The sequence below is a fragment of the Vibrio sp. SCSIO 43009 genome, from assembly GCF_023716525.1.
Taxonomy (GTDB): Bacteria; Pseudomonadota; Gammaproteobacteria; order Enterobacterales; family Vibrionaceae; genus Vibrio; species Vibrio alginolyticus.
The window spans coordinates 3039086-3058324 of sequence record NZ_CP071842.1 but is presented as its reverse complement, the minus strand read 5'-3'; the positions used below and the strand labels follow the sequence as shown (position 1 = coordinate 3058324).

Annotated in this window: 15 protein-coding genes and 1 riboswitch; of the genes, 10 read left to right on the top strand and 5 right to left on the bottom strand. The window is 46.4% G+C overall.

The genetic code is table 11. The features are described from left to right. Positions 1 to 55: 55 nt before the first annotated feature. The 4 genes from tamA to J4N43_RS14085 are packed head-to-tail and all read left to right on the top strand — an operon-like array spanning position 56 to position 6333. On the top strand, positions 56 to 1768 hold the full coding sequence (gene tamA / locus J4N43_RS14100) for an autotransporter assembly complex protein TamA (RefSeq protein WP_053349698.1): 1713 nt from the start codon (positions 56 to 58) through the stop codon (positions 1766 to 1768). Continuing rightward, a complete protein-coding gene (gene tamB, locus J4N43_RS14095; RefSeq protein ID WP_053306846.1) occupies positions 1765 to 5529 on the top strand; it encodes an autotransporter assembly complex protein TamB in 3765 nt (1254 codons plus the stop codon). The genes tamA and tamB overlap by 4 nt, the downstream gene beginning before the upstream one ends. Before the next feature lie 44 nt (positions 5530 to 5573). Continuing rightward, positions 5574 to 5921 carry a gamma-glutamylcyclotransferase family protein gene (locus J4N43_RS14090; RefSeq protein ID WP_033906019.1) on the top strand — a complete coding sequence of 116 codons (348 nt, stop codon included), beginning with the start codon at positions 5574 to 5576 and terminating at the stop codon, positions 5919 to 5921. Between the two features lie 49 nt (positions 5922 to 5970). After that, positions 5971 to 6333, top strand: a complete 363-nt coding sequence (locus J4N43_RS14085; protein WP_053306847.1) for a DUF2799 domain-containing protein — start codon at positions 5971 to 5973, stop codon at positions 6331 to 6333. A 73-nt stretch (positions 6334 to 6406) separates the two neighbouring features. Here J4N43_RS14085 and ppa read toward each other — a convergent pair whose 3' ends face one another. Beyond that, a complete protein-coding gene (gene ppa, locus J4N43_RS14080; protein WP_005379635.1) occupies positions 6407 to 6937 on the bottom strand; it encodes an inorganic diphosphatase in 531 nt (176 codons plus the stop codon). Between the two features lie 127 nt (positions 6938 to 7064). Continuing rightward, positions 7065 to 8081: a class 1 fructose-bisphosphatase gene (gene fbp / locus J4N43_RS14075; RefSeq protein WP_005383114.1), complete on the bottom strand. Its 1017-nt coding sequence runs from the start codon at positions 8079 to 8081 to the stop codon at positions 7065 to 7067. A 312-nt stretch (positions 8082 to 8393) separates the two neighbouring features. Between fbp and mpl the strand changes: the two genes are divergently transcribed. The 5 genes from mpl to thiQ all read left to right on the top strand — a co-directional run bounded on the left by mpl (position 8394) and on the right by thiQ (position 13967). Further along, entirely contained in the window at positions 8394 to 9752 is a 1359-nt protein-coding gene (gene mpl / locus J4N43_RS14070) for a UDP-N-acetylmuramate:L-alanyl-gamma-D-glutamyl-meso-diaminopimelate ligase (protein ID WP_033906021.1), read from the top strand. Positions 9753 to 9757: 5 nt separating this feature from the next. After that, a complete protein-coding gene (locus J4N43_RS14065; RefSeq protein WP_005379640.1) occupies positions 9758 to 10396 on the top strand; it encodes a flavin prenyltransferase UbiX in 639 nt (212 codons plus the stop codon). Between the two features lie 37 nt (positions 10397 to 10433). Continuing rightward, a riboswitch (TPP riboswitch) is annotated at positions 10434 to 10570 on the top strand. A gap of 72 nt (positions 10571 to 10642) precedes the next feature. Continuing rightward, on the top strand, positions 10643 to 11635 hold the full coding sequence (gene thiB, locus J4N43_RS14060; RefSeq protein WP_005379642.1) for a thiamine ABC transporter substrate binding subunit: 993 nt from the start codon (positions 10643 to 10645) through the stop codon (positions 11633 to 11635). Between the two features lie 41 nt (positions 11636 to 11676). Continuing rightward, a complete protein-coding gene (gene thiP / locus J4N43_RS14055) occupies positions 11677 to 13263 on the top strand; it encodes a thiamine/thiamine pyrophosphate ABC transporter permease ThiP (RefSeq protein ID WP_080996829.1) in 1587 nt (528 codons plus the stop codon). Continuing rightward, positions 13263 to 13967: a thiamine ABC transporter ATP-binding protein gene (gene thiQ / locus J4N43_RS14050; protein ID WP_005379648.1), complete on the top strand. Its 705-nt coding sequence runs from the start codon at positions 13263 to 13265 to the stop codon at positions 13965 to 13967. Before thiP ends, thiQ begins: the two co-directional genes overlap by 1 nt. An 18-nt stretch (positions 13968 to 13985) precedes the next feature. Here thiQ and J4N43_RS14045 read toward each other — a convergent pair whose 3' ends face one another. Beyond that, on the bottom strand, positions 13986 to 14933 hold the full coding sequence (locus J4N43_RS14045; protein WP_005379650.1) for a LysR family transcriptional regulator: 948 nt from the start codon (positions 14931 to 14933) through the stop codon (positions 13986 to 13988). Between the two features lie 92 nt (positions 14934 to 15025). On the opposite strand from J4N43_RS14045, the gene J4N43_RS14040 reads away from it, so the two are divergent. Continuing rightward, the gene (locus J4N43_RS14040; protein ID WP_053349696.1) at positions 15026 to 16102 is read left to right on the top strand and encodes an alkene reductase; all 1077 of its coding nucleotides are present in this window, start codon (positions 15026 to 15028) and stop codon (positions 16100 to 16102) included. Positions 16103 to 16165: 63 nt separating this feature from the next. Here J4N43_RS14040 and J4N43_RS14035 read toward each other — a convergent pair whose 3' ends face one another. Together J4N43_RS14035 and J4N43_RS14030 are read right to left on the bottom strand one after the other, a co-directional pair. Further along, on the bottom strand, positions 16166 to 16603 hold the full coding sequence (locus tag J4N43_RS14035) for a universal stress protein (protein WP_017820275.1): 438 nt from the start codon (positions 16601 to 16603) through the stop codon (positions 16166 to 16168). Positions 16604 to 16648: 45 nt separating this feature from the next. Then, entirely contained in the window at positions 16649 to 19228 is a 2580-nt protein-coding gene (locus tag J4N43_RS14030) for a TRAP transporter permease (protein ID WP_017820274.1), read from the bottom strand. Positions 19229 to 19239 lie beyond the last annotated feature (11 nt).

The window sequence follows — 19239 nt, the reverse complement described above, 5'->3', positions numbered from 1 at the left end:
TCTAATTGGCGTTATCATTATTTACGTTTACTTAACCTCATTCAGCCATAAAAGCATGATAAAAAAAGCTCTCCCCACCATTGTTGGCCTGTTTGCCTTTTCTCATGGTGCCTATGCCGATGTTTCTTTGACTTTGAAAGGCATTGATGGCGCTTTAGAAGAGAATGTCAGTGCGTATCTATCATCTATTCCAGAGAAGGATTACTCCACTTCTCTGCGTTTTCAAGCGAGATTAGATCAAAGTATCACTGAAGCGCTTAACGCGCTTGGGTATTATCATGCAAAAATTTCATACTCTATTCCTGAAGCGAATGATGAGTTAATTGTGCTCATCAAGCCGGGCTTGCCAGTGAAAGTGAAAGTCATGGATGTGGCCATCACCGGAGAGGCTAAAGACGATGAAGAGTTTGCAAAACTTATTGAGCGCTCTCCGCTCAAAGTTGGTCAAGTTTTGAATCAAGGCCAATACGACAGCCTTAAGTCAGGCATTCGTAACTTGGCGCTTCAGCGTGGTTACTTCAACGGTGAGTTTACGCTAAGTCGATTAGAGGTTATCCCTGATCTGAACGAAGCTAATGTCCGTTTGCACTACAGCAGTGGAATACGTTTCAATTTTGGCGACGTTTCTTTTATTGGCAACCACATCTGGGAAGACCGTGTCGCATCACTACAACCTTTTAAAGAAGGGGACCCATACAACGTTTCGAAGCTGGGCGAGTTTAACCAGAAGCTATCAAATACGGAGTGGTTTTCCTCAGTTTTTGTTGAGCCTGAATTGGATAGGCTTGATGATGGCCGAGACTTGCCAATTAAAGTGTCTTTATCTCCTGCTTCGAAGAATCAGATCGAGACGGGTATTGGTTACTCAACGGATGTCGGCGTTCGAGGAACGTTGAAGTGGAAGAAACCTTGGGTGAGCTCCCGAGGACACAGTTTCAACACCGCTTTATCCCTATCTAAGCCAGAGCAAACCGTGACTGCTTCTTACAAAATTCCTTTAGAAGATGTCGCTAACGATTATTATCAAGTTCAATATGGGCTTAAAAACCTAGACAACCGTGACACGCAGAGTATCGAGTCTAACCTTGCAGTGGAGCGTCATTGGTTAGCAGACGGTGGTTGGCATAATACCGTTTATGTTCGTCATTTGTACGAGAGCTTTACGCAAGGTTTACAAGATGATGAATTCAACTTCGTACTTCCAGGTGCGACATTTTCTCGGACTAGGGTTCGAGGGGGCAATATGCCAATGTGGGGAGACAAGCAAAGCATCACTATTGAGTATGGTGATACCGCTATGCTTTCTGAAACTAGAGTGCTCCGCTTAATTGGCTCGACTTCTTGGATTCGTGGTATTGGAGAGAATCATCGTGGTTTGTTCCGCTTAGAAGGTGGTGCGAATATTACCGATGAACTTGAAAAACTATCACCGTCGCTGCGTTTCTTCGCTGGTGGTGACAATAATATTCGTGGTTACGGCTATGAATCTATTTCACCTGTGGATGAGAGTGGCGCCCTGACGGGGGGTAAATACATTGTTAGCAGTACATTAGAATACCAATATCGTGTTTATGGAAACTGGTGGGCTGCAACGTTTTACGATATTGGTGATGCGTTTAATGAAACACCAGATTGGAAATCAGGTGCTGGTGTTGGTATCCGCTGGGCGTCTCCGGTGGGCCCTGTTAGTTTTGATTTTGCATGGGGGTTGGATGCAAAACCAGAACGAGAGTTTCGTATCCACTTCTCATTGGGGCCTGAGCTATGATCAAAATGATGTTTAAGTGGACCAAATGGCTGTCGCTCAGTTTGATTGGTCTATTGCTGTTGCTCATCATTATTGTCGCGACAGTTTTATTTACCCACCCAGGCCTCAAATTTGCCTTGTGGGGAGCCGAAAAAGCACTACCACAATTGCAGATTGAAAAAGTGCAGGGTTCATTGTTTCCTCGCTTCGAACTGCATAACGTCAGTTTTGTCGATGAGTCTTTGAATATCGACGCCAAAGTCGAGCGTTTAGCATTGGCAGTGAACTTCCGCTGTTTCTTTGACCCTAAGGTCTGTGTCGATGAGTTAAGACTGCAGGGGCTTGACTTTAAGATGCCAGAGCTACCGCCAGCAAGCGAGGAGCAAGAGGAAACACCACCACTGCGTTCTATCAGTACGCCAGTGCCAATTTTTGTTAATAAAGTCAGCTTTAATGACATCAATGTCAATGTGCTGGGCAATCAAATTGATTGGCAAACATTCTCGACCGCTTTGTCGATGCAGGGTGATCGTTTGGTGATCGCACCTACCGCGTTGAAAGACATTAATGTGGCTTTAGCACCAAGTGAGGCTGAACCTGAAGCGGCTGCCGAGGAGCCGAAAGAAACTGACGTTACGCCGCAAGATATTGTGTTACCCGAAGTATGGATTCCACTGACGGTTGAAGCGCGTCGTCTTGATATTCACAATTTCAAACTGGCGGGTGAAACGCCAGTGATCGTCAATCATCTTGGTTTGGTTGCAAGAGCAGGCGGTGAACGTGTTGATGTCAAAACGTTAGAGCTCGACATGCCAGAAGTGGAAGGCAAGTTGAGCACACAAGTGACGCTTTCTTCTGATTACCCTATCAAAGCGCAATTGGACGCGTTAGTGAAGCAAGCGGATGCGAAGGGACAAAAACTGTCGCTTTCGGTCTCGGGTTCGGTTGGTGATTTGTCACTAAATGCTACGCTTTCTGAGCTTGTACAAGCGGAGATCAAAGGTGATATTCAACCGCTTAAAACGCAGTTACCGTTTGATGTCGCGATTAAAAATGTACAGGCGCAATGGCCGCTATTTGGACAAAGCGATTACCAGGTTTCTGTACCAAGCTTGGCGGCAAAAGGCTCACTTGATGGCTACGAAGTCGCATTAGAAACCAAAGCTTCGGGCAAAGATATTCCCGCCGTTGATGTCGCACTAAACGGCAAAGGTACGTTAGAGCAAATTGACCTCGAAAGCCTTGTAGTGAAAACCTTAGGGGGCGAACTCTCTGGGAAAGTCATGGCCAATTGGGCCGCGCCAATCAACTGGCAAGCTGACTTAAACCTGAAGAACATTCAACCAGGATTGCAGTGGAAAGAAGCCGAAGGGGATATCAGCGGTAATCTTTCGACTTCGGGGTCGTTAACAGAACAAGGCGGTTGGCAAGTCAGTTTGCCTAAGTTAGACATTGACGGCATTTTGCGAGGGTATCCGCTGAATGTTGAAGGGCAACTTGAAGCGTCTGATAAGAACGGCAAAGGCGAAGACATCCAACTTACCACTCAGGGTTTAGCGCTTTCTCATGGCCCGAACCAACTGAGTGCAAAGGGTAAGATCGATAAGCAAATTCTGATGGATGTTGAGGTTAACTTCCCTGATTTTGCAAAAAGTGTTCCGGACCTTGCAGGTAAAATGCAAGGTAAAGTCGCACTACGTGGTAGCTTGAAAGAACCAGACATCAATCTTGATCTCGCTTTAAATCAGATAAACTGGCAGCAACAGGCGAACGTAGAAACGATCACCTTAAAGGGTGATGTGAAGCCTCTGCCAGCACCAAAAGCGAACATAAGCCTAATTGCGAACAACATTACCTATGACGACATAAAAGTTGATAGTGCTGACCTTGAAGTCTCTGGGGATGAAAAACTGCATCAACTGACACTCGATGTAGTGTCTGACCTGGTGTCGACCAGTTTAGAAATTGAAGGGACATTCCAGCAGAAACCAGAAATGATTTGGGATGGGGCGCTGCGCCGCTTGACGCTGAGCTCGCAACAAGGCCCGTGGGCGTTGCAAAAATCGACCGCGGTGAAGGTCAATATCGACAAACAGATCGCGAACGTTCAAGCGCATTGTTGGTTGCAAGCGGAGTCGAGCGTATGTCTAACCGAAGACATTAGTGTCGGTAAGAGTGGCCAGGCGAAGTTAGCCATCAATGATTTTGATTTTGACCAAATCAAACAATTCCTGCCGCCAGAAACCAAGCTGCAAGGCTCGGTTAATGCACAGGCTTTTGCTAAATGGGCACCAGAGAAAAAGCCTGAAGTAACCTTAAGTGTCAATATGCCAAAAGGCCAAGTTGAACAAGCGCTTGAACAGCCAATTAAAGTCGGTTGGGAAAGCTTCAACTTTAAAGCAGCATTAGCGAAAGACAAGCTTGATGCCGAGTGGCTATTTGATGTGAAAGATAACGGCGACTTGTCTGGTAAGGTTTCTTTACTGAATGTCTCGACTGAAAAGCCCACTATTGATGGTAAGGTTTCACTCTCTACGTTCCACTTGGATTTCTTGGCACCGTTGATTGGTGAGTACAGCTTGTTTAAAGCAAACATGAATACTGACCTAGCGATATCAGGTGACGTCATGCATCCGAAGGTTAATGGTCAGTTCTTGATTGACCAAATGAAGCTACAGGGTGAAGTCACACCGATAGATATAAACTCAGGGCAGGTCGTCATCAACTTTAAAGGCCATCAAGCGGACTTGGATGCCGGAATTTTAACCCCGGATGGTGAGTTGAACGTTACCGGTGATGCCAACTGGCAGGACTTACAGAACTGGCGCACTAAAGCGCGTGTATTTGCTAAAGAGCTCAATGTTGATTTGCCTCCAATGGTAAAAATCAAAGTTGAGCCTGACATGACAATAGATGTGACTCCTCAGCTTGCGAAAATTGAGGGTGATATTAATTTGCCATGGGGCAGAATTGTCGTCGAAGAGCTTCCACCAAGTGCGGTAGGTGTATCGAGTGATACCGTTATTCTCGATAAAAACTTGCAGCCAGTGGACGATGTCGCTGCGATGCCGTTTGATGTGGAAACGAACATCAACATTAAAATTGGTGATGACTTCCAACTTGCCGCTTTTGGTTTAAAAGGTGGGTTGAAAGGGAACCTAAACGTGACACAAAAAGACAAAGGTCCTTTCATCGTTGGTGAAGTGAATGTTGTCGACGGTTCTTATCGTTCGTTTGGTCAGGACTTATTGATTAAAGAAGGTAAGATTCTGATGAATGGTCCACCAGATCAACCTTACTTGTCTATCAAAGCGATTCGTAATCCAGACAATACCCAAGATGATGTCATTGCGGGGGTACAAGTGTCGGGCCCAGCATCTGATCCGAGTATAGAAATTTTCTCAGAGCCCGCGATGAACCAAGCCAATGCACTTTCTTATCTACTTCGTGGTCAAGATATTGATGGTGAAGCCGGTGGTAATGCAATGACGACTACCTTAATTGGTTTAAGCTTGGCGAAGAGTGGGCGTGTGGTTGGTGAAATCGGTGAAGCCTTTGGCGTACAGGATTTACAGCTGGACACTGCTGGGTCGGGCGATGACTCGCAAGTGACGGTGAGTGGTTATATTCTGCCAGGTTTGCAGGTGAAATATGGTGTCGGCATCTTTAACTCCCTAGGTGAGTTCACTGTGCGTTACCGATTGATGCAAGACTTGTATTTAGAAGCGGTATCTGGTGTAGATAGCGCCGTTGACCTACTCTATCAGTTTGAGTTCGATTAAAGTGCTTTAATCTAAGCATACACAGTCATGACTAAGGAGTGGTTATGCAGCATTTGATTTTTGTCTACGGCACGTTACGCAAGGGAGAGTACAACCATCAGTATTTGCGCTCGGCGCAGTTTCTTGGTTTACATGAAACGGATGCTCAATTTGCAATGTATGACTTAGGCCCTTATCCAGCGTTGTCTGATGGGCAACGCTCGATTCAAGGTGAAGTGTATCTGATTGATGATGAAACCTTATCCGAGCTAGATAGGTTAGAAGATGTGCCAGTGGAATATCGCCGAGAGAGCATCGTTACGCCGTTTGGCCAAGCTTGGATCTACTTATATCAAGATACTGAGCAATTAACCGAAGAAATCGCTTCCGGAGATTGGTGTCAAAAGGTGTGAGCTATACTGACATTATCAATAGCAACGAGCTAAACACTAAGGAGTCACGATGAAAACATTCGTAATTGGATCAATGGCGTTGCTTCTTGCTGCATGCGCACAAACAACACTACCGACTTCGAATAATGTGACCGATTGGCAAGTGTTTGGTAAGCAGTCAGCTTTAGATGGATTACGGGAGTTATCTGAGGAGCGAATTGCGAAGCTGGATGATGTTAACCATGCGACGCCAGAACTGATAATGGCTTATCAAGCGGGTTACCAGCAAGGCAAGCAAGAGTATTGCGAGCAAAGTGCTTATATGCTCGGTGTTATCGGGCGGCCGTATTTTGGCATTTGTGATGATGTTGACCCCTTCTTTCAACATGACTACGACGCTGGACGAATGTCTTCAGCAGGCGCACCTATCTAGTTGACACAGGTAAGATGAAAGCAAAAGAGCTGCCCTAGAGCAGCTCTTTTTAATTTTGTATCAGCAGTGATGCTTATTTTTTCTGAGCTCGCTCGTAAGATTCTAGGATTTCAGCTTTGGCGGCAGCAACATCTGCCCAACCATCCACTTTCACCCATTTGCCTGCTTCAAGCTCTTTGTAACGCTCAAAGAATTGCGTGATCTGCGCTTTCAGTAGTTCTGGGATATCGTCCACATCTTGGATGTGCTCGTACTCTTTCGAGATTTTTGAGTGGGGAACCGCAAACACTTTTGCATCTTCACCCGATTCATCTGTCATCTTCAAAACGCCAACAGGACGGCAGCGAATGACTGAACCTGGCATGAGTGGGTATGGTGTTGGTACCAATACGTCGACTGGGTCGCCATCAAGAGACAGGGTATTGTTCACGTAGCCATAGTTGCATGGGTAGAACATTGGTGCAGACATGAAACGGTCGACAAATACAGCACCAGAGTCTTTATCTACTTCGTACTTGATTGGATCTGCATTTGCAGGAATTTCGATAACGACATAGATATCTTCAGGCAGCGACTTGCCTGCTGGTACATGGTTTAAGCTCATTAGAATATTCCTTTTCATTAACGATGAGTCACACAAAAGCGGCTTCATCTGATGATAAATTCGCGTTTCACTTTAGCGACAAAAACGCGGCAGGTAAACACCTGCCGCGTTGGACAAAGGTCTGAAATTATTCTTCGTCGCGGTGCAGTTCAAGGAACTCTTCAACTTTGCGAACCATGTTCTTCGAACCCACAAAGAAAGGTACACGCTGGTGCAACTCAGTAGGCTTGATGTCCATAATGCGATTCACGCCGTCCGATGCAATGCCGCCAGCTTGCTCAATGAGGAATGCCATAGGGTTACATTCGTAAAGCAGGCGTAGCTTGCCTTGTGGGTGGCTTTGTGTGCTTGGGTAAAGGTAGATACCGCCTTTCAGTAGGTTGCGGTGGAAATCAGCAACCAGCGAGCCAATGTAGCGAGAAGTGTATGGGCGACCGTCTTCTGGCACGTTTTCTTGGCAGTACTTGATGTACTTCTTCACCCCTTGAGGGAAACGAATGTAATTACCTTCGTTGATGGAGTAGATCTTACCATCATCAGGAATCATCATGTTTTCATGAGAAAGACAGAAGCTGCCGATAGATGGGTCGTAAGTAAAGCCGTTTACGCCGTTACCTGTTGTGTATACCAACATGGTGGAGGAGCCGTAAATTACGTAGCCCGCAGCCACTTGTTTGTGACCAGGTTGTAGGAAGTCTTCTTCAGTTGGTGGAGTACCGATTGGAGAAACACGACGGTAAATCGAGAAGATAGTACCAACAGAGACGTTCACATCGATGTTAGAAGAACCATCAAGTGGGTCCATCAGTACTACATATTTGGCGTTTTGGTTGAGTTCTTTATTGAACGCAACTGCTTCGTCTTCTTCTTCACTGGCAACGCCACATACTTGATCACGAGCTTCAAGCGCGGCTTTGAACTTATCGTTCGCGTAAACATCGAGCTTTTGCTGATCTTCACCTTGGACATTTTCCGTACCTACAGCACCAGTGATATCACCGAGACCCGCTGCGTTGATTTCGCGGTTAACGATTTTTGCAGCTAAACGAATGGAGGCTAAAAGGGATGATAGATCACCGCTAGCGTGGGGGAAATCCGCTTGTTTTTCGACAATGAACTCGCCTAGGGTGCGCAGTCCTGACATGGTTAATCCTTACATTTTCATTTCATTGGGGGTAGTGCGCAAGTGAGCATCTCTTTATGGATGTTAAACGATTGCGCTGAATGTAAGTTTAAGTCGCAGATCTTTTTAATGGTAATGAAGTAACTGTTTGAGATCTCAATTTATTTGTAGACTTGTTTGAGGGATTCATCAGTAAGCAAGAGGTTGTACAGTCTGTGTTCAACCTTGTCATATTTGTGAAAGGGACTGCAAGAAGAAGGCTAAAGTCACTCGCTTTTCAGGCGGTAATCGCGATAATGAAAGCATTAAAAAACGCATTACAAGGTTTAGTTTATGCACATTCATATCTTGGGTATCTGTGGCACATTTATGGGCGGCGCAGCGATTCTAGCGCGCCAATTAGGACATAAAGTCACTGGTTCTGATGCCAACGTTTATCCGCCAATGAGCACACTGCTTGAGTCTCAAGGTATTGAAATTATTGAAGGCTTTGACCCGTCTCAACTCGACCCTCAACCAGATCTTGTGGTGATTGGTAATGCGATGAGCCGTGGCAACCCTTGTGTCGAGCATGTGCTCAACACTAACATGCGCTACACCTCTGGTCCGCAGTGGCTCAACGAGTTTTTGCTGCATGATCGGTGGGTATTGGCGGTATCGGGTACACATGGGAAAACGACCACGTCGAGCATGCTTGCCTGGATACTTGAAGATTGTGGTTATCAACCGGGTTTCTTAGTCGGTGGGGTACTCGGTAACTTCGGAGTGTCTGCTCGTTTGGGTGAAAGCATGTTTTTTGTCGTTGAAGCGGACGAATATGACAGTGCTTTTTTCGATAAGCGTTCTAAGTTTGTGCATTACCATCCTCGCACTTTAATCATGAATAACCTTGAGTTCGATCATGCTGATATCTTCGATGATCTAGAGGCGATCAAGCGCCAATTCCATCATTTAGTGCGAACGGTTCCCGGCAATGGCTTAATCTTAGCGCCGAGAAAAGATCAGGCGTTAGCGGATGTATTAGAGCGTGGCTGCTGGACTGAAAAACAGTTCTCTGGTGAGAATGGTGACTGGCAAGCGCACAAATTAGTGCTTGATGGCTCAAAATTTGACGTTGCGTTGCAAGGCGAGAAGGTTGGTACCGTCGAATGGAATTTGGTGGGTGACCACAATGTGGATAATGCGCTGATGGCAATCGCTGCTGCACGACATGTTGGAGTCACTCCGGATCTTGCTTGCCAAGCATTAGGGCGTTTCATCAATACCAAGCGCCGTTTAGAGCTGAAAGGTGAAGAACAAGGTGTGACGGTTTACGATGATTTTGCGCATCACCCAACGGCAATTGAACTTACTGTCGGTGGTTTGCGTAACAAGGTAGGTGAAAAACGCATTCTAGCTGTGTTAGAGCCGCGTTCTGCCACCATGAAGCGTGGCGTACACAAAAACACACTTGCAGAGTCACTACACAGTGCAGATGAAGTCTTCTTGTTCCAGCCAGATAATATCGAGTGGTCTGTGCAAGACATTGCCGACCAATGCACACAGCCAGCGTTTGTCGATGCGGATATAGATAACTTTGTAGCCAAGATCGTCGAACGTGCGCGACCAGGTGACCAAATTCTAGTCATGAGCAACGGTGGCTTTGGTGGTATTCACGGAAAACTTCTTGAGCAGTTAAAACAAAAAGCCTGATTGATATGCAAAACAAAACACAACCCTCTCATAAAAAAGCCATCACGTTGGCATTAACGGGTGCTTCTGGTGCTCCCTACGGCCTTCGTCTTTTAGAATGCTTGGTTGCGGCGGATTATCATGTCTACGTTCTGATTTCTTCGGCGGCTCGTGTTGTGATGGCAACCGAGCATAATCTTAAGCTACCAAGTGGCCCAGAAGCGGCGCAGCAAGCATTGGTAGAGCACCTGAACTGCAATCGAAATAACATCACCGTTTGCGGTAAAGATGACTGGTTCTCACCGGTTGCGTCTGGTTCTGCTGCACCAAAGCAAATGGTGGTTTGCCCATGTTCTGCGGGAAGCGTTGCAGCGATTGCGCATGGTATGTCAGATAACTTGATCGAGCGGGCCGCTGATGTGGTAATGAAAGAGCGCGGGCAGCTGTTGCTCGTGGTTCGCGAAACACCATTTTCAACGCTACATCTGGAGAACATGCACAAACTGTCGCAAATGGGCGTCACCATCATGCCAGCAGCTCCAGGCTTCTATCATCAGCCAAAGAGTATTGAAGACTTAGTGGATTTTATGGTGGCGAGAATTCTTGACCACTTAGGTATTGAGCAAGGTTTGGTGCCTCGTTGGGGTTATGACCAGCGCTCGTGAGCTGATTGTGTAACCACTCAAATACCTTTACAATCCATCCAACTCATCGGGGAGCAAACCCATTTAGCATTGAGTCAATCAATGCATTGGGGCGCTGAGACCTAAGTGTTTAACTAGGGACCCGTATTACCTGAACCAGATAATGCTGGCGTAGGAATTGAGTCTGGATATTGGAAGTCCTTAATAGCCGCCTCAAACCCTGTGCCGCTCAACTTATTTCTCTGAAATACTCATGGAGAGCGAGCAGTGAAACCCACTCTAAATCTGATTGCCCTAGCTGCAATCACCTCTACTTCAGCGTTTGCCGCTGAAAACACATTAACCATCTATACCTACGACTCTTTTGCCGCAGATTGGGGGCCGGGTCCTAAAATCGAGCAAGCTTTTGAAGCAAAATGTGGCTGTGACGTTAACTTCGTAGCGTTGGACGATGGTGTGTCGATTCTGAATCGTCTTCGTCTTGAAGGCGGTAATAGCAAAGCGGACATCGTATTAGGTTTGGATAACAATCTGATGGCAGAAGCGAAGAAAACCGATCTGCTTGCCGAGCACAATGTGGATACGGCTAACACAGTGTTACCAAACGGTTGGAGTGACACGACGTTTGTACCGTACGATTACGGCTACTTCGCGTTTGTGTACAACAAAGAGAAACTGGCTAATCCGCCGAAAAGCATGAAAGAGCTGGTGGAAACGCGCGACGATCTGAAAGTGATTTACCAAGATCCGCGGACTTCAACGCCGGGCCAAGGCTTAATGCTATGGATGAAATCTATTTATGGCGACGATGTGACGCAAGCGTGGCAGAAGCTAGCGAGCAAAACCGTAACGGTCACGAAAGGTTGGTCTGAGGCGTATTCTATGTTCCTCAATGGTGAGTCCGATTTAGTGCTTTCTTACACCACTTCACCTGCGTACCACTTAATTGCGGAAAACGATTCGAAGTTTGCTACGGCGAATTTTGCTGAAGGCCACTACATGCAAGTTGAAGTAGCCGCCAAAGTGAAAGGGGCAAAAAATTCAGAACTTGCTGATCAATTTATGAGTTTCATTTTAAGTGATGAGTTCCAATCGGCGATGCCAACGGGTAACTGGATGTACCCAGTCACTGACGTTGAGTTACCTAAAGGTTTTGAAACTTTGAGTGTTCCAAGCAAGTCGTTGAGCTTTAGTGCTGATGAAGTGGCAAAAATGCGTAAGTCTTGGATTCGCGAATGGCAAAGCGCATTGACGTTTTAGCTGACGTTTCCATCCTCATCTGAATGAGATAGGTTTTACCTTTGAATTCTGTTCCAAAAATAGGTTTAGGGGTCGCGATGATCATCGCGACCTTTGTTATTTCTGCCCTAGGTGCTTTGATTGTTCAAGCCCCTTCACTTGATGTGTCTGTGGTATGGGGCGACCCGTACTATCAACATGTCACCAAGTTCAGTTTCTACCAAGCGTTTCTTTCCACATTGCTCAGTGTTGGCTTTGCCATTCCAGTAGCGCACGCACTTTCGCGTCGCCAATTTATTGGTAAATCATTACTGCTTAAGCTGTTTGCATCGACACTGGTTTTGCCGGTTTTGGTTGGTGTTTTTGGGCTGTTAGCGATTTATGGCAACAGTGGTTTGTTGGCGCAGTGGTTGCAAAGTTTCGACACTAAACTGCCATTCTCTATTTACGGTTTGAACGGCATTTTACTCGCCCATGTGTTCTTTAATTTACCTTACGCGGCACGATTGCTTCTGCAAGCCTTGGAGTCTATTCCTGCCGAGCAGCATAAGCTTTGCGCGCATCTTGGGATGAGCCATTGGGATAAGTTTCGCTGGGTAGAATGGCCGCGTTTAAGGCAGCAGCTTCACCACGTTTGTGGGTTGGTGTTTATGTTGTGCTTTACCAGTTTTGCCACTGTAATGGCGTTGGGGGGCGGGCCAAAATCCACCACCATTGAATTGGCCATTTACCAAGCGATTAAGTTTGATTTTGATTTACAAGCTGGGGCGTTATTGGCGCTGTGGCAGATGCTGTTATGTGGACTGCTTGCTATTGGAGTGCAGAAGTTAACAAGGCCTGTTTCTATCAGTGCTGGAAGCACATCGGTACAGCAATATTTAACGAAGGATCATGGGTGGTCAAAAGCTTGGGATAGCTTTTGGATCATAGGTGCCTTTTTACTGGTAATACCGCCGTTATTGATGGTGTTACTGAGTGGCATCAACCAACAAGTTTGGACAGTATTAACCGATGAGCGTTTTTGGTCTGCGCTATTGAACTCCCTCAAAGTCGCCTGTGTCGCTAGCGCGCTTGCGGTCGCTGCAGGGGTGTCCATACTATTGACCAGTCGCCGTTGGCGGTTGCAGTACAAAAACACGCGAGCCGATCAGATTGAGTTAATCGGCACCGTTATTTTGGTGACTCCAGGTCTGGTGATCAGCACCGGTTTATTCTTACTACTGCGCGCATTTACCGATGTTTTTAGCTTGGCATTTTTTGTCGTGATTTTGGTGAACGGTTTGATGGCTTTGCCTTACGTGATCAAAACGCTAGCGCAGCCAATGCTGCACATTGAACAACAGTATCAGTATGTATGTGCCAGCTTAGGCATGCGTGGCTGGCAACGGTTTAAAGTGGTGGAGTGGCAGGCGCTACGCAAGCCGTTTGCACATGCGTTTGCGATCAGCTTTATGTTTGCGATTGGCGATTTAAGTGCTATTGCGTTGTTTGGCGGACAAGAGTTCCGCACTTTACCTCTGTATTTATTCCAGCTGCTTGGCAGCTATCAGATGGACGCGGCTGCGGTGGTATCGGTGACCCTATTGTTGTTGAGTGTGGGCTGTTTTGCCTTGATTGAGAAAGTATTGAAAACGAAGGAGAGAGCGTAATGTTAGTGTTGGATGATGTGCAGTACACCTACCAACGTGAACTGTTTCGTTTTGACTTAACGATTGAGCAAGGACAGATTGTGTCGCTGATGGGACCAAGTGGGGCAGGGAAGTCAACCTTGCTGGCGTTGGTGGCAGGATTCATCCATCCTGACCGTGGTGATATTTGTGTTGATGGTGAGTCCATTGTGCGTAAAGAGCCTTATCTGCGTCCGTTCTCTATGTTGTTCCAAGAGCACAATTTGTTTGCTCACTTATCGGTGCGTGACAACATCGGTTTGGGCTTACACCCAGGGCTAAAGCTTACGGTGGACCAAAATCGTCAGATTGAACAAGCCGCGCAGCAAGTTGGTGTTGCAGAGTACCTCGACCGTTTGCCAGAGCATCTTTCTGGTGGCCAGCGTCAACGTGTTGCCTTAGCGCGTTGTTTTGTTCAGCCTCATCCCATGTGGCTATTGGATGAGCCGTTCTCGGCGCTTGATCCGGTGTTGCGTGAAGAGATGCTGAGCTTGGTAAAAAAACTCGCAGCAGAGCGGGGAATAACTGTATTGATGGTCACGCACCATTTAAGCGATGCCAAAGCGATTGCCAGCCACTTTGTGTTTGTGGCAGATGGTAAAGTGGAAGCCGCGGGTGATATGTCTGCATTGAGTGAACAGCATGCTAGTGAGAAGCTTGCGGCATTTATCCGAGCAGCATGCTAGTGCCTGATAGTTGCTAGGTTATGCTTCTCCGCAACACAAACCATGCCGAGGGCCAAATTCAAATTGAGATCTTAAGCTCATGATATGGTCAATCATTGCTTGTACACGCCGTGGGCGGTTTGCTCCAGGACGATAGACTAAATAAATAGGCATTGGTACCGTGTGCCATTGCGGTAACACTCTGACTAAGGTGCCACTTTCTAGCTCTTGCGTCATGTTCTGCACAGGTAAGTTAGCGATGCCTAGTCCTTTAAGTGCGCCTTTTAATATTGCTTCTACAGTTGTACTTGAGAAGTTACTGGTTATTGAAACATTGACGGTATTATCGTGTGAGATCAGCGTCCAAGGCCCTATTTCTGAAACATATTGATACCTCAAACAGTTGTGTTTTGTCAGATCTTCTGGCGTTTCAGGTACACCGAACTCAGCTAAATACTCAGGGCTAGCAGCCAGGACTCGAGTGGTATAGCCTAATTTTTTTGCGATCAATCGATCATCAACTATCTGACCGACTCGAATTGCCATATCAAAGCCGTGTGAAAACAGATCAACAAAATCGTTCGATGCTTCTAACGCAATTTGTACTTTTGGCCATTGTTTTAAAAATGGCAAAAAGATGTGTTCCGCCATATACGCATCCAACGCTGGTGGCGCGGAAATACGCAGCCGGCCTTGGATCTGTTGTTCCATCTCCTGTACGTCATGGCCAATTGAGTGGAATTCCTCAACTAAGCTTGCAGCACGCTCTAAAACCATTTGGCCAGCTTCGGTGATCACTAACTTTCGGGTTGTGCGCTCTAGGAGTTTGGCTTCAAAGTGTTGTTCGAGTTTGGTTATGGCTTTACTAACAGTAGATTTTGGTAGGTTTAACTCCAGCGCGCACTTGGTTAAGCTCAGTAGTCGACAGCTTGTGACAAAGATAGAAAGCGTTCTAAAGTCAATTGTTTCTAAATTGCGAACAATCACTTTCAATTATCCATATTGTTTCAATATTAATCTGATTATAGTCTGGCACCTCATCCTTAGCCATCAAGTTACTGTCATTTGAGGTAAACAACATGTCCAACTCTGTAGACTTATTTTCTCCTATCGAACTCGGTCAATTAGCATTAGATAACCGTGCCATTATGGCGCCTTTAACGCGAGCTCGTGCTGGCGCAGACCATATTCCTAATGACCTTATGGTTGAATACTACGCTCAACGTGCGAGTGCCGGACTTATCATTGCTGAATGCACCATGGTGATGGAAGGTACGTCTGCTTTCATGGCAGAGCCGGGTATTTACAACGAAGAGCAAATCGCAGCTTGGAAAAAGGTAACGGATGCGGTTCATGAGAGAGGCGGTAAGATTGTACTGCAAATTTGGCATGCGGGACGAGCTTGTCATCCTGATCTGAATGAAGGAAAAACACCTGTAGCGGCGAGCGCATTGGCCATTCGTGATGAATTAGTCCATACCCCTTCGGGTAAGCAAGCATATACGGTACCACGAGCACTCGAAGTGGATGAGATAGCTTCCATTGTTGCGGCGTTTAAACAAGGTGCAGAAAACGCCAAGAAAGCAGGCTTTGATGGGGTCGAAATACATGGCGCCAATGGTTATCTTATTGATAACTTCCTTCGTGACGGTTCAAATTTACGTACCGATGAATACGGTGGTTCGGTTGAAAATCGTGCTCGATTTTTACTTGAGATAGTGAAAGAAGTCGTTGAGGTGTGGGGACCTGGAAGAGTCGGTCTGCGCACATCTCCGCTAAATGGATTTAATGACATGAAAGACAGTGATCCAGTTGGCTTGGTGCGTTACTTAGCAGAGCAACTTAATTCTTTCGATCTTGCTTATTGGCACGTGATGCGTGCGGATCTGAAAGGCGTACAAAAAGCAGATGTTCTCAAGCCAGCACGCGAAAACTATAAAGGTCACTTAATGGCGAACGTGGGCTACAGTGCACAAGAAGCGGCAACAGCAATTGCAGAAAACAAAGTTGATGTGGTCGCATTTGGCGTTCCCTTTATCGCAAACCCAGATTTAGTCGAGCGATTTAAGAAAAATGCACCTCTTAATGAGGCGAAACCAGAACACTTTTATTTGGGTGGAGCAGAAGGTTATACCGATTACCCAGTGATGGCATAACCCTTACTTGTTTAATATAAAAAGGACGCTAATGTTAGCGTCCTTTTTCGTTTCTGTATTTACTTAGCCTTGCGGTTTTACGACCATCACATTGATTGGAGAATATTCCACAACCTTACTCGCGACAGAGCCAAGCATTACTTTATTGATTTTAGAGCGCTTGTGGCTTGGCATAATGATGAGATCAGCGCCTAAACGTTCTGCATAATCAAGAATGGTCGCGTAGGCCTTGCCTTCAGCAACATGCACTTGGTAAACCACATCTTCAGCAATATGCTCATTAGCGAAAGCTTTTAGTTGCTGCTTCACGTCTTGCTTCATTTTGGCTGCAGCATCTTTCGGAAAGTATGTGGCAACCATCGACATGTGAATACCAGGTAGTACCGTCAGAAGATGGATTTGAGCATTTGCTTGCTTTGCCTGCCAAACCGCTAGTTCAACTGCTCGGTCTGAAAAGCCTTGGTCATTTAGATCAACCGGAACAAGAATTTGTTTGTACATTCAATGTCTCTCATTAAGGCCCCTTTATCCTCGGGGCCAAATCGGTTATGCGCTCAATTGTTCCTTACGAGCACGACGTTTTTGGTTCATGGCAAGCACCAGCAAAATCATTAAGCATGGTACAAACACCCACTCTTTCATCGGACGGTCTGCATCCTGGATAACCCACTTGATTTCCCAATCAAAGTCGATACCTGCGGACTCTGCTGGACTACCAAATTCAACCATATCGACAATCATTTTGTTGTCACTTTCGGTCAGCATCAGACCCATAGATGAAATACGTGCGTCTGCTGTTGTCGCACTGTCTTCGAATGGAAGACGAACCGTTTTCTCAATGTAGTCGCCCTCAAGGTTTTCACCGGCAACACGTAACTCCAATGATTCTCCTACATTTAGTGTTTCCGTGATTTGAGCTACCTCAACGCCAGGAGAAAGAACTTTCGCTGGGTACAGCATGTCCCACCAAAAACCTGGACGGAAAAACGAAAACGTCAGTACTAATAATAGGACTGTTTCCCACCACTTGTTACGCGTGAACCACCACCCTTGAGTTGCCGCAGAGAAAATCAGCATTGCAATGATCGATGAGATGACCGTGAGTGCCAAATGCCACCAAGAGTCGATCCCCATTAACAATAGCTGGGTATTGAACACAAACATGAACGGCAAAATAGCGGTTCGAATATCGTAAGTAAAACCTTGGATACCGGTACGAATTGGATCTGATTTCGCAATTGCGGCTGCTGCAAAAGCCGCAAGACCTACAGGTGGGGTATCGTCGGCCAAAATACCAAAGTAGAAAACGAACAAGTGCACCGCTATCAACGGAATAATCAAGCCATGCGCTGCGCCGAGCGTAACAATGACCGGCGCCATTAGCGTAGAGACCACGATGTAGTTCGCCGTTGTTGGCAGACCCATCCCCAGAACCAAGCTAATGATGGCGGTAAACAGCAGCATAAGAATGATACTGCCACCAGAGATAAACTCGACGAAGTCGGTCATCACTAGGCCGATACCCGTTAGTGTAACAACACCAACAACGGTGCCCGCTGCCGCGGTTGCAACGCCGATACCAATCATATTGCGCGCACCAGAAACTAAGCTCTCGGCAAGATCGACAAAGCCATCTTTGGTTTGCTGAAGCATGTCACCTTGCTTTGACAGCAGTGCAATCAACGGACGTTGAGTAAGCAAAATGAAAATCATGAACACCGTTGCCCAGAATGCCGAAAGGCCAGGTGAGAAACGTTCGACAGTCAAACACCAAACCAATACGACGATAGGGAGTAGGTAGTGCAAGCCTGACTTAACGGTTGGGCCAGGATCAGGTACTTCTGTTAATTCTGCATCAATCTCAATTGCGCCATCTTGCACGTGATTTGCTGAGACTTTCACCAACCCAACGTATGCGATTAATAGTGCGACGGTAACAATTGGTGTCGCGGCATCGCCAAAGACGTCCTTTGTCCAACCCACTCCGTAGTAAACCAATGCGCTGATCACACACAATCCTAAGATTGTGCCAGTAAAGGACAGCAGACTTTGTACTAGTGTTGGGTTGTGGCGACGAGGAAGGCCTGTCATGCCTGCTTTACACGCTTCAAGGTGAACAATGTAAATTAAAGCAATATAAGAGATTAGCGCTGGAAGTAGGGCGGCTTTAATCACCTCAACGTAGGAGATACCGACGTATTCCACCATCAAAAATGCTGCTGCACCCATGATTGGCGGTGTTAACTGACCATTGGTTGAAGCCGCTACCTCTACCGCACCCGCTTTTGTGCCGGGAAAGCCAACACGTTTCATCAGTGGAATGGTAAAGGTGCCAGTTGTTACTACGTTTGCGATTGAAGAACCAGAAACCAGACCAGATAAACCTGATGCAACAACGGCCGCTTTAGCTGGACCACCTTTCATATGGCCAAGCAACGAGAAGGCAACTTTAATGAAGTAAGCACCAGCACCAGCGCGTTCCAGCATTGCTCCAAACAATACAAACAAGAAGACAAAAGAGGTAGAAACACCTAGCGCAACCCCAAATACGCCTTCTGTTGTTAGCCACAAGTGAGACATGGCCTTGTTCAAGCTTGCCCCTTTGTGTGCGATAACGTCAGGCATGTAAGGGCCTGCAAAGGTGTAAGTAAGGAAAACAGCAGCCACGACCATCAATGGTGGACCAAGTGCTCGGCGTGTTGCTTCTAAAAGGAGGAGCATACCGATAACAGCAACAACGATATCAACTGTTGTCGGTGCGCCTGAGCGTCCTGCTAGCTCGGTATAAAAAAGGTATATATAGGCTGCTGAAAAGCTGCCAGCCAACGCGAGTATCCAATCAACAAGAGGGATATGATCGCGAGGAGAATTCTTCATCGCTGGATAAGCAGTGAAAGCCAAAAAGATCGCGAAAGTAAGGTGGATAGATCGCGCTTCCGTGTCGTTCAGTACGCCAAAATTGAAAATAAATGGTAACGGGGATGCGTACCATAATTGAAATAGTGACCAACACAGAGGAACAAACCAAAGGATTCGTCCTTGCATTCCCGAAGGGCTACGTGCACCTGTGTCTGCCTGAGCCACCATTTCTTGCACATCTTGTGACGGAGCTTGATTCGTCGCCATGTACTTTTTCC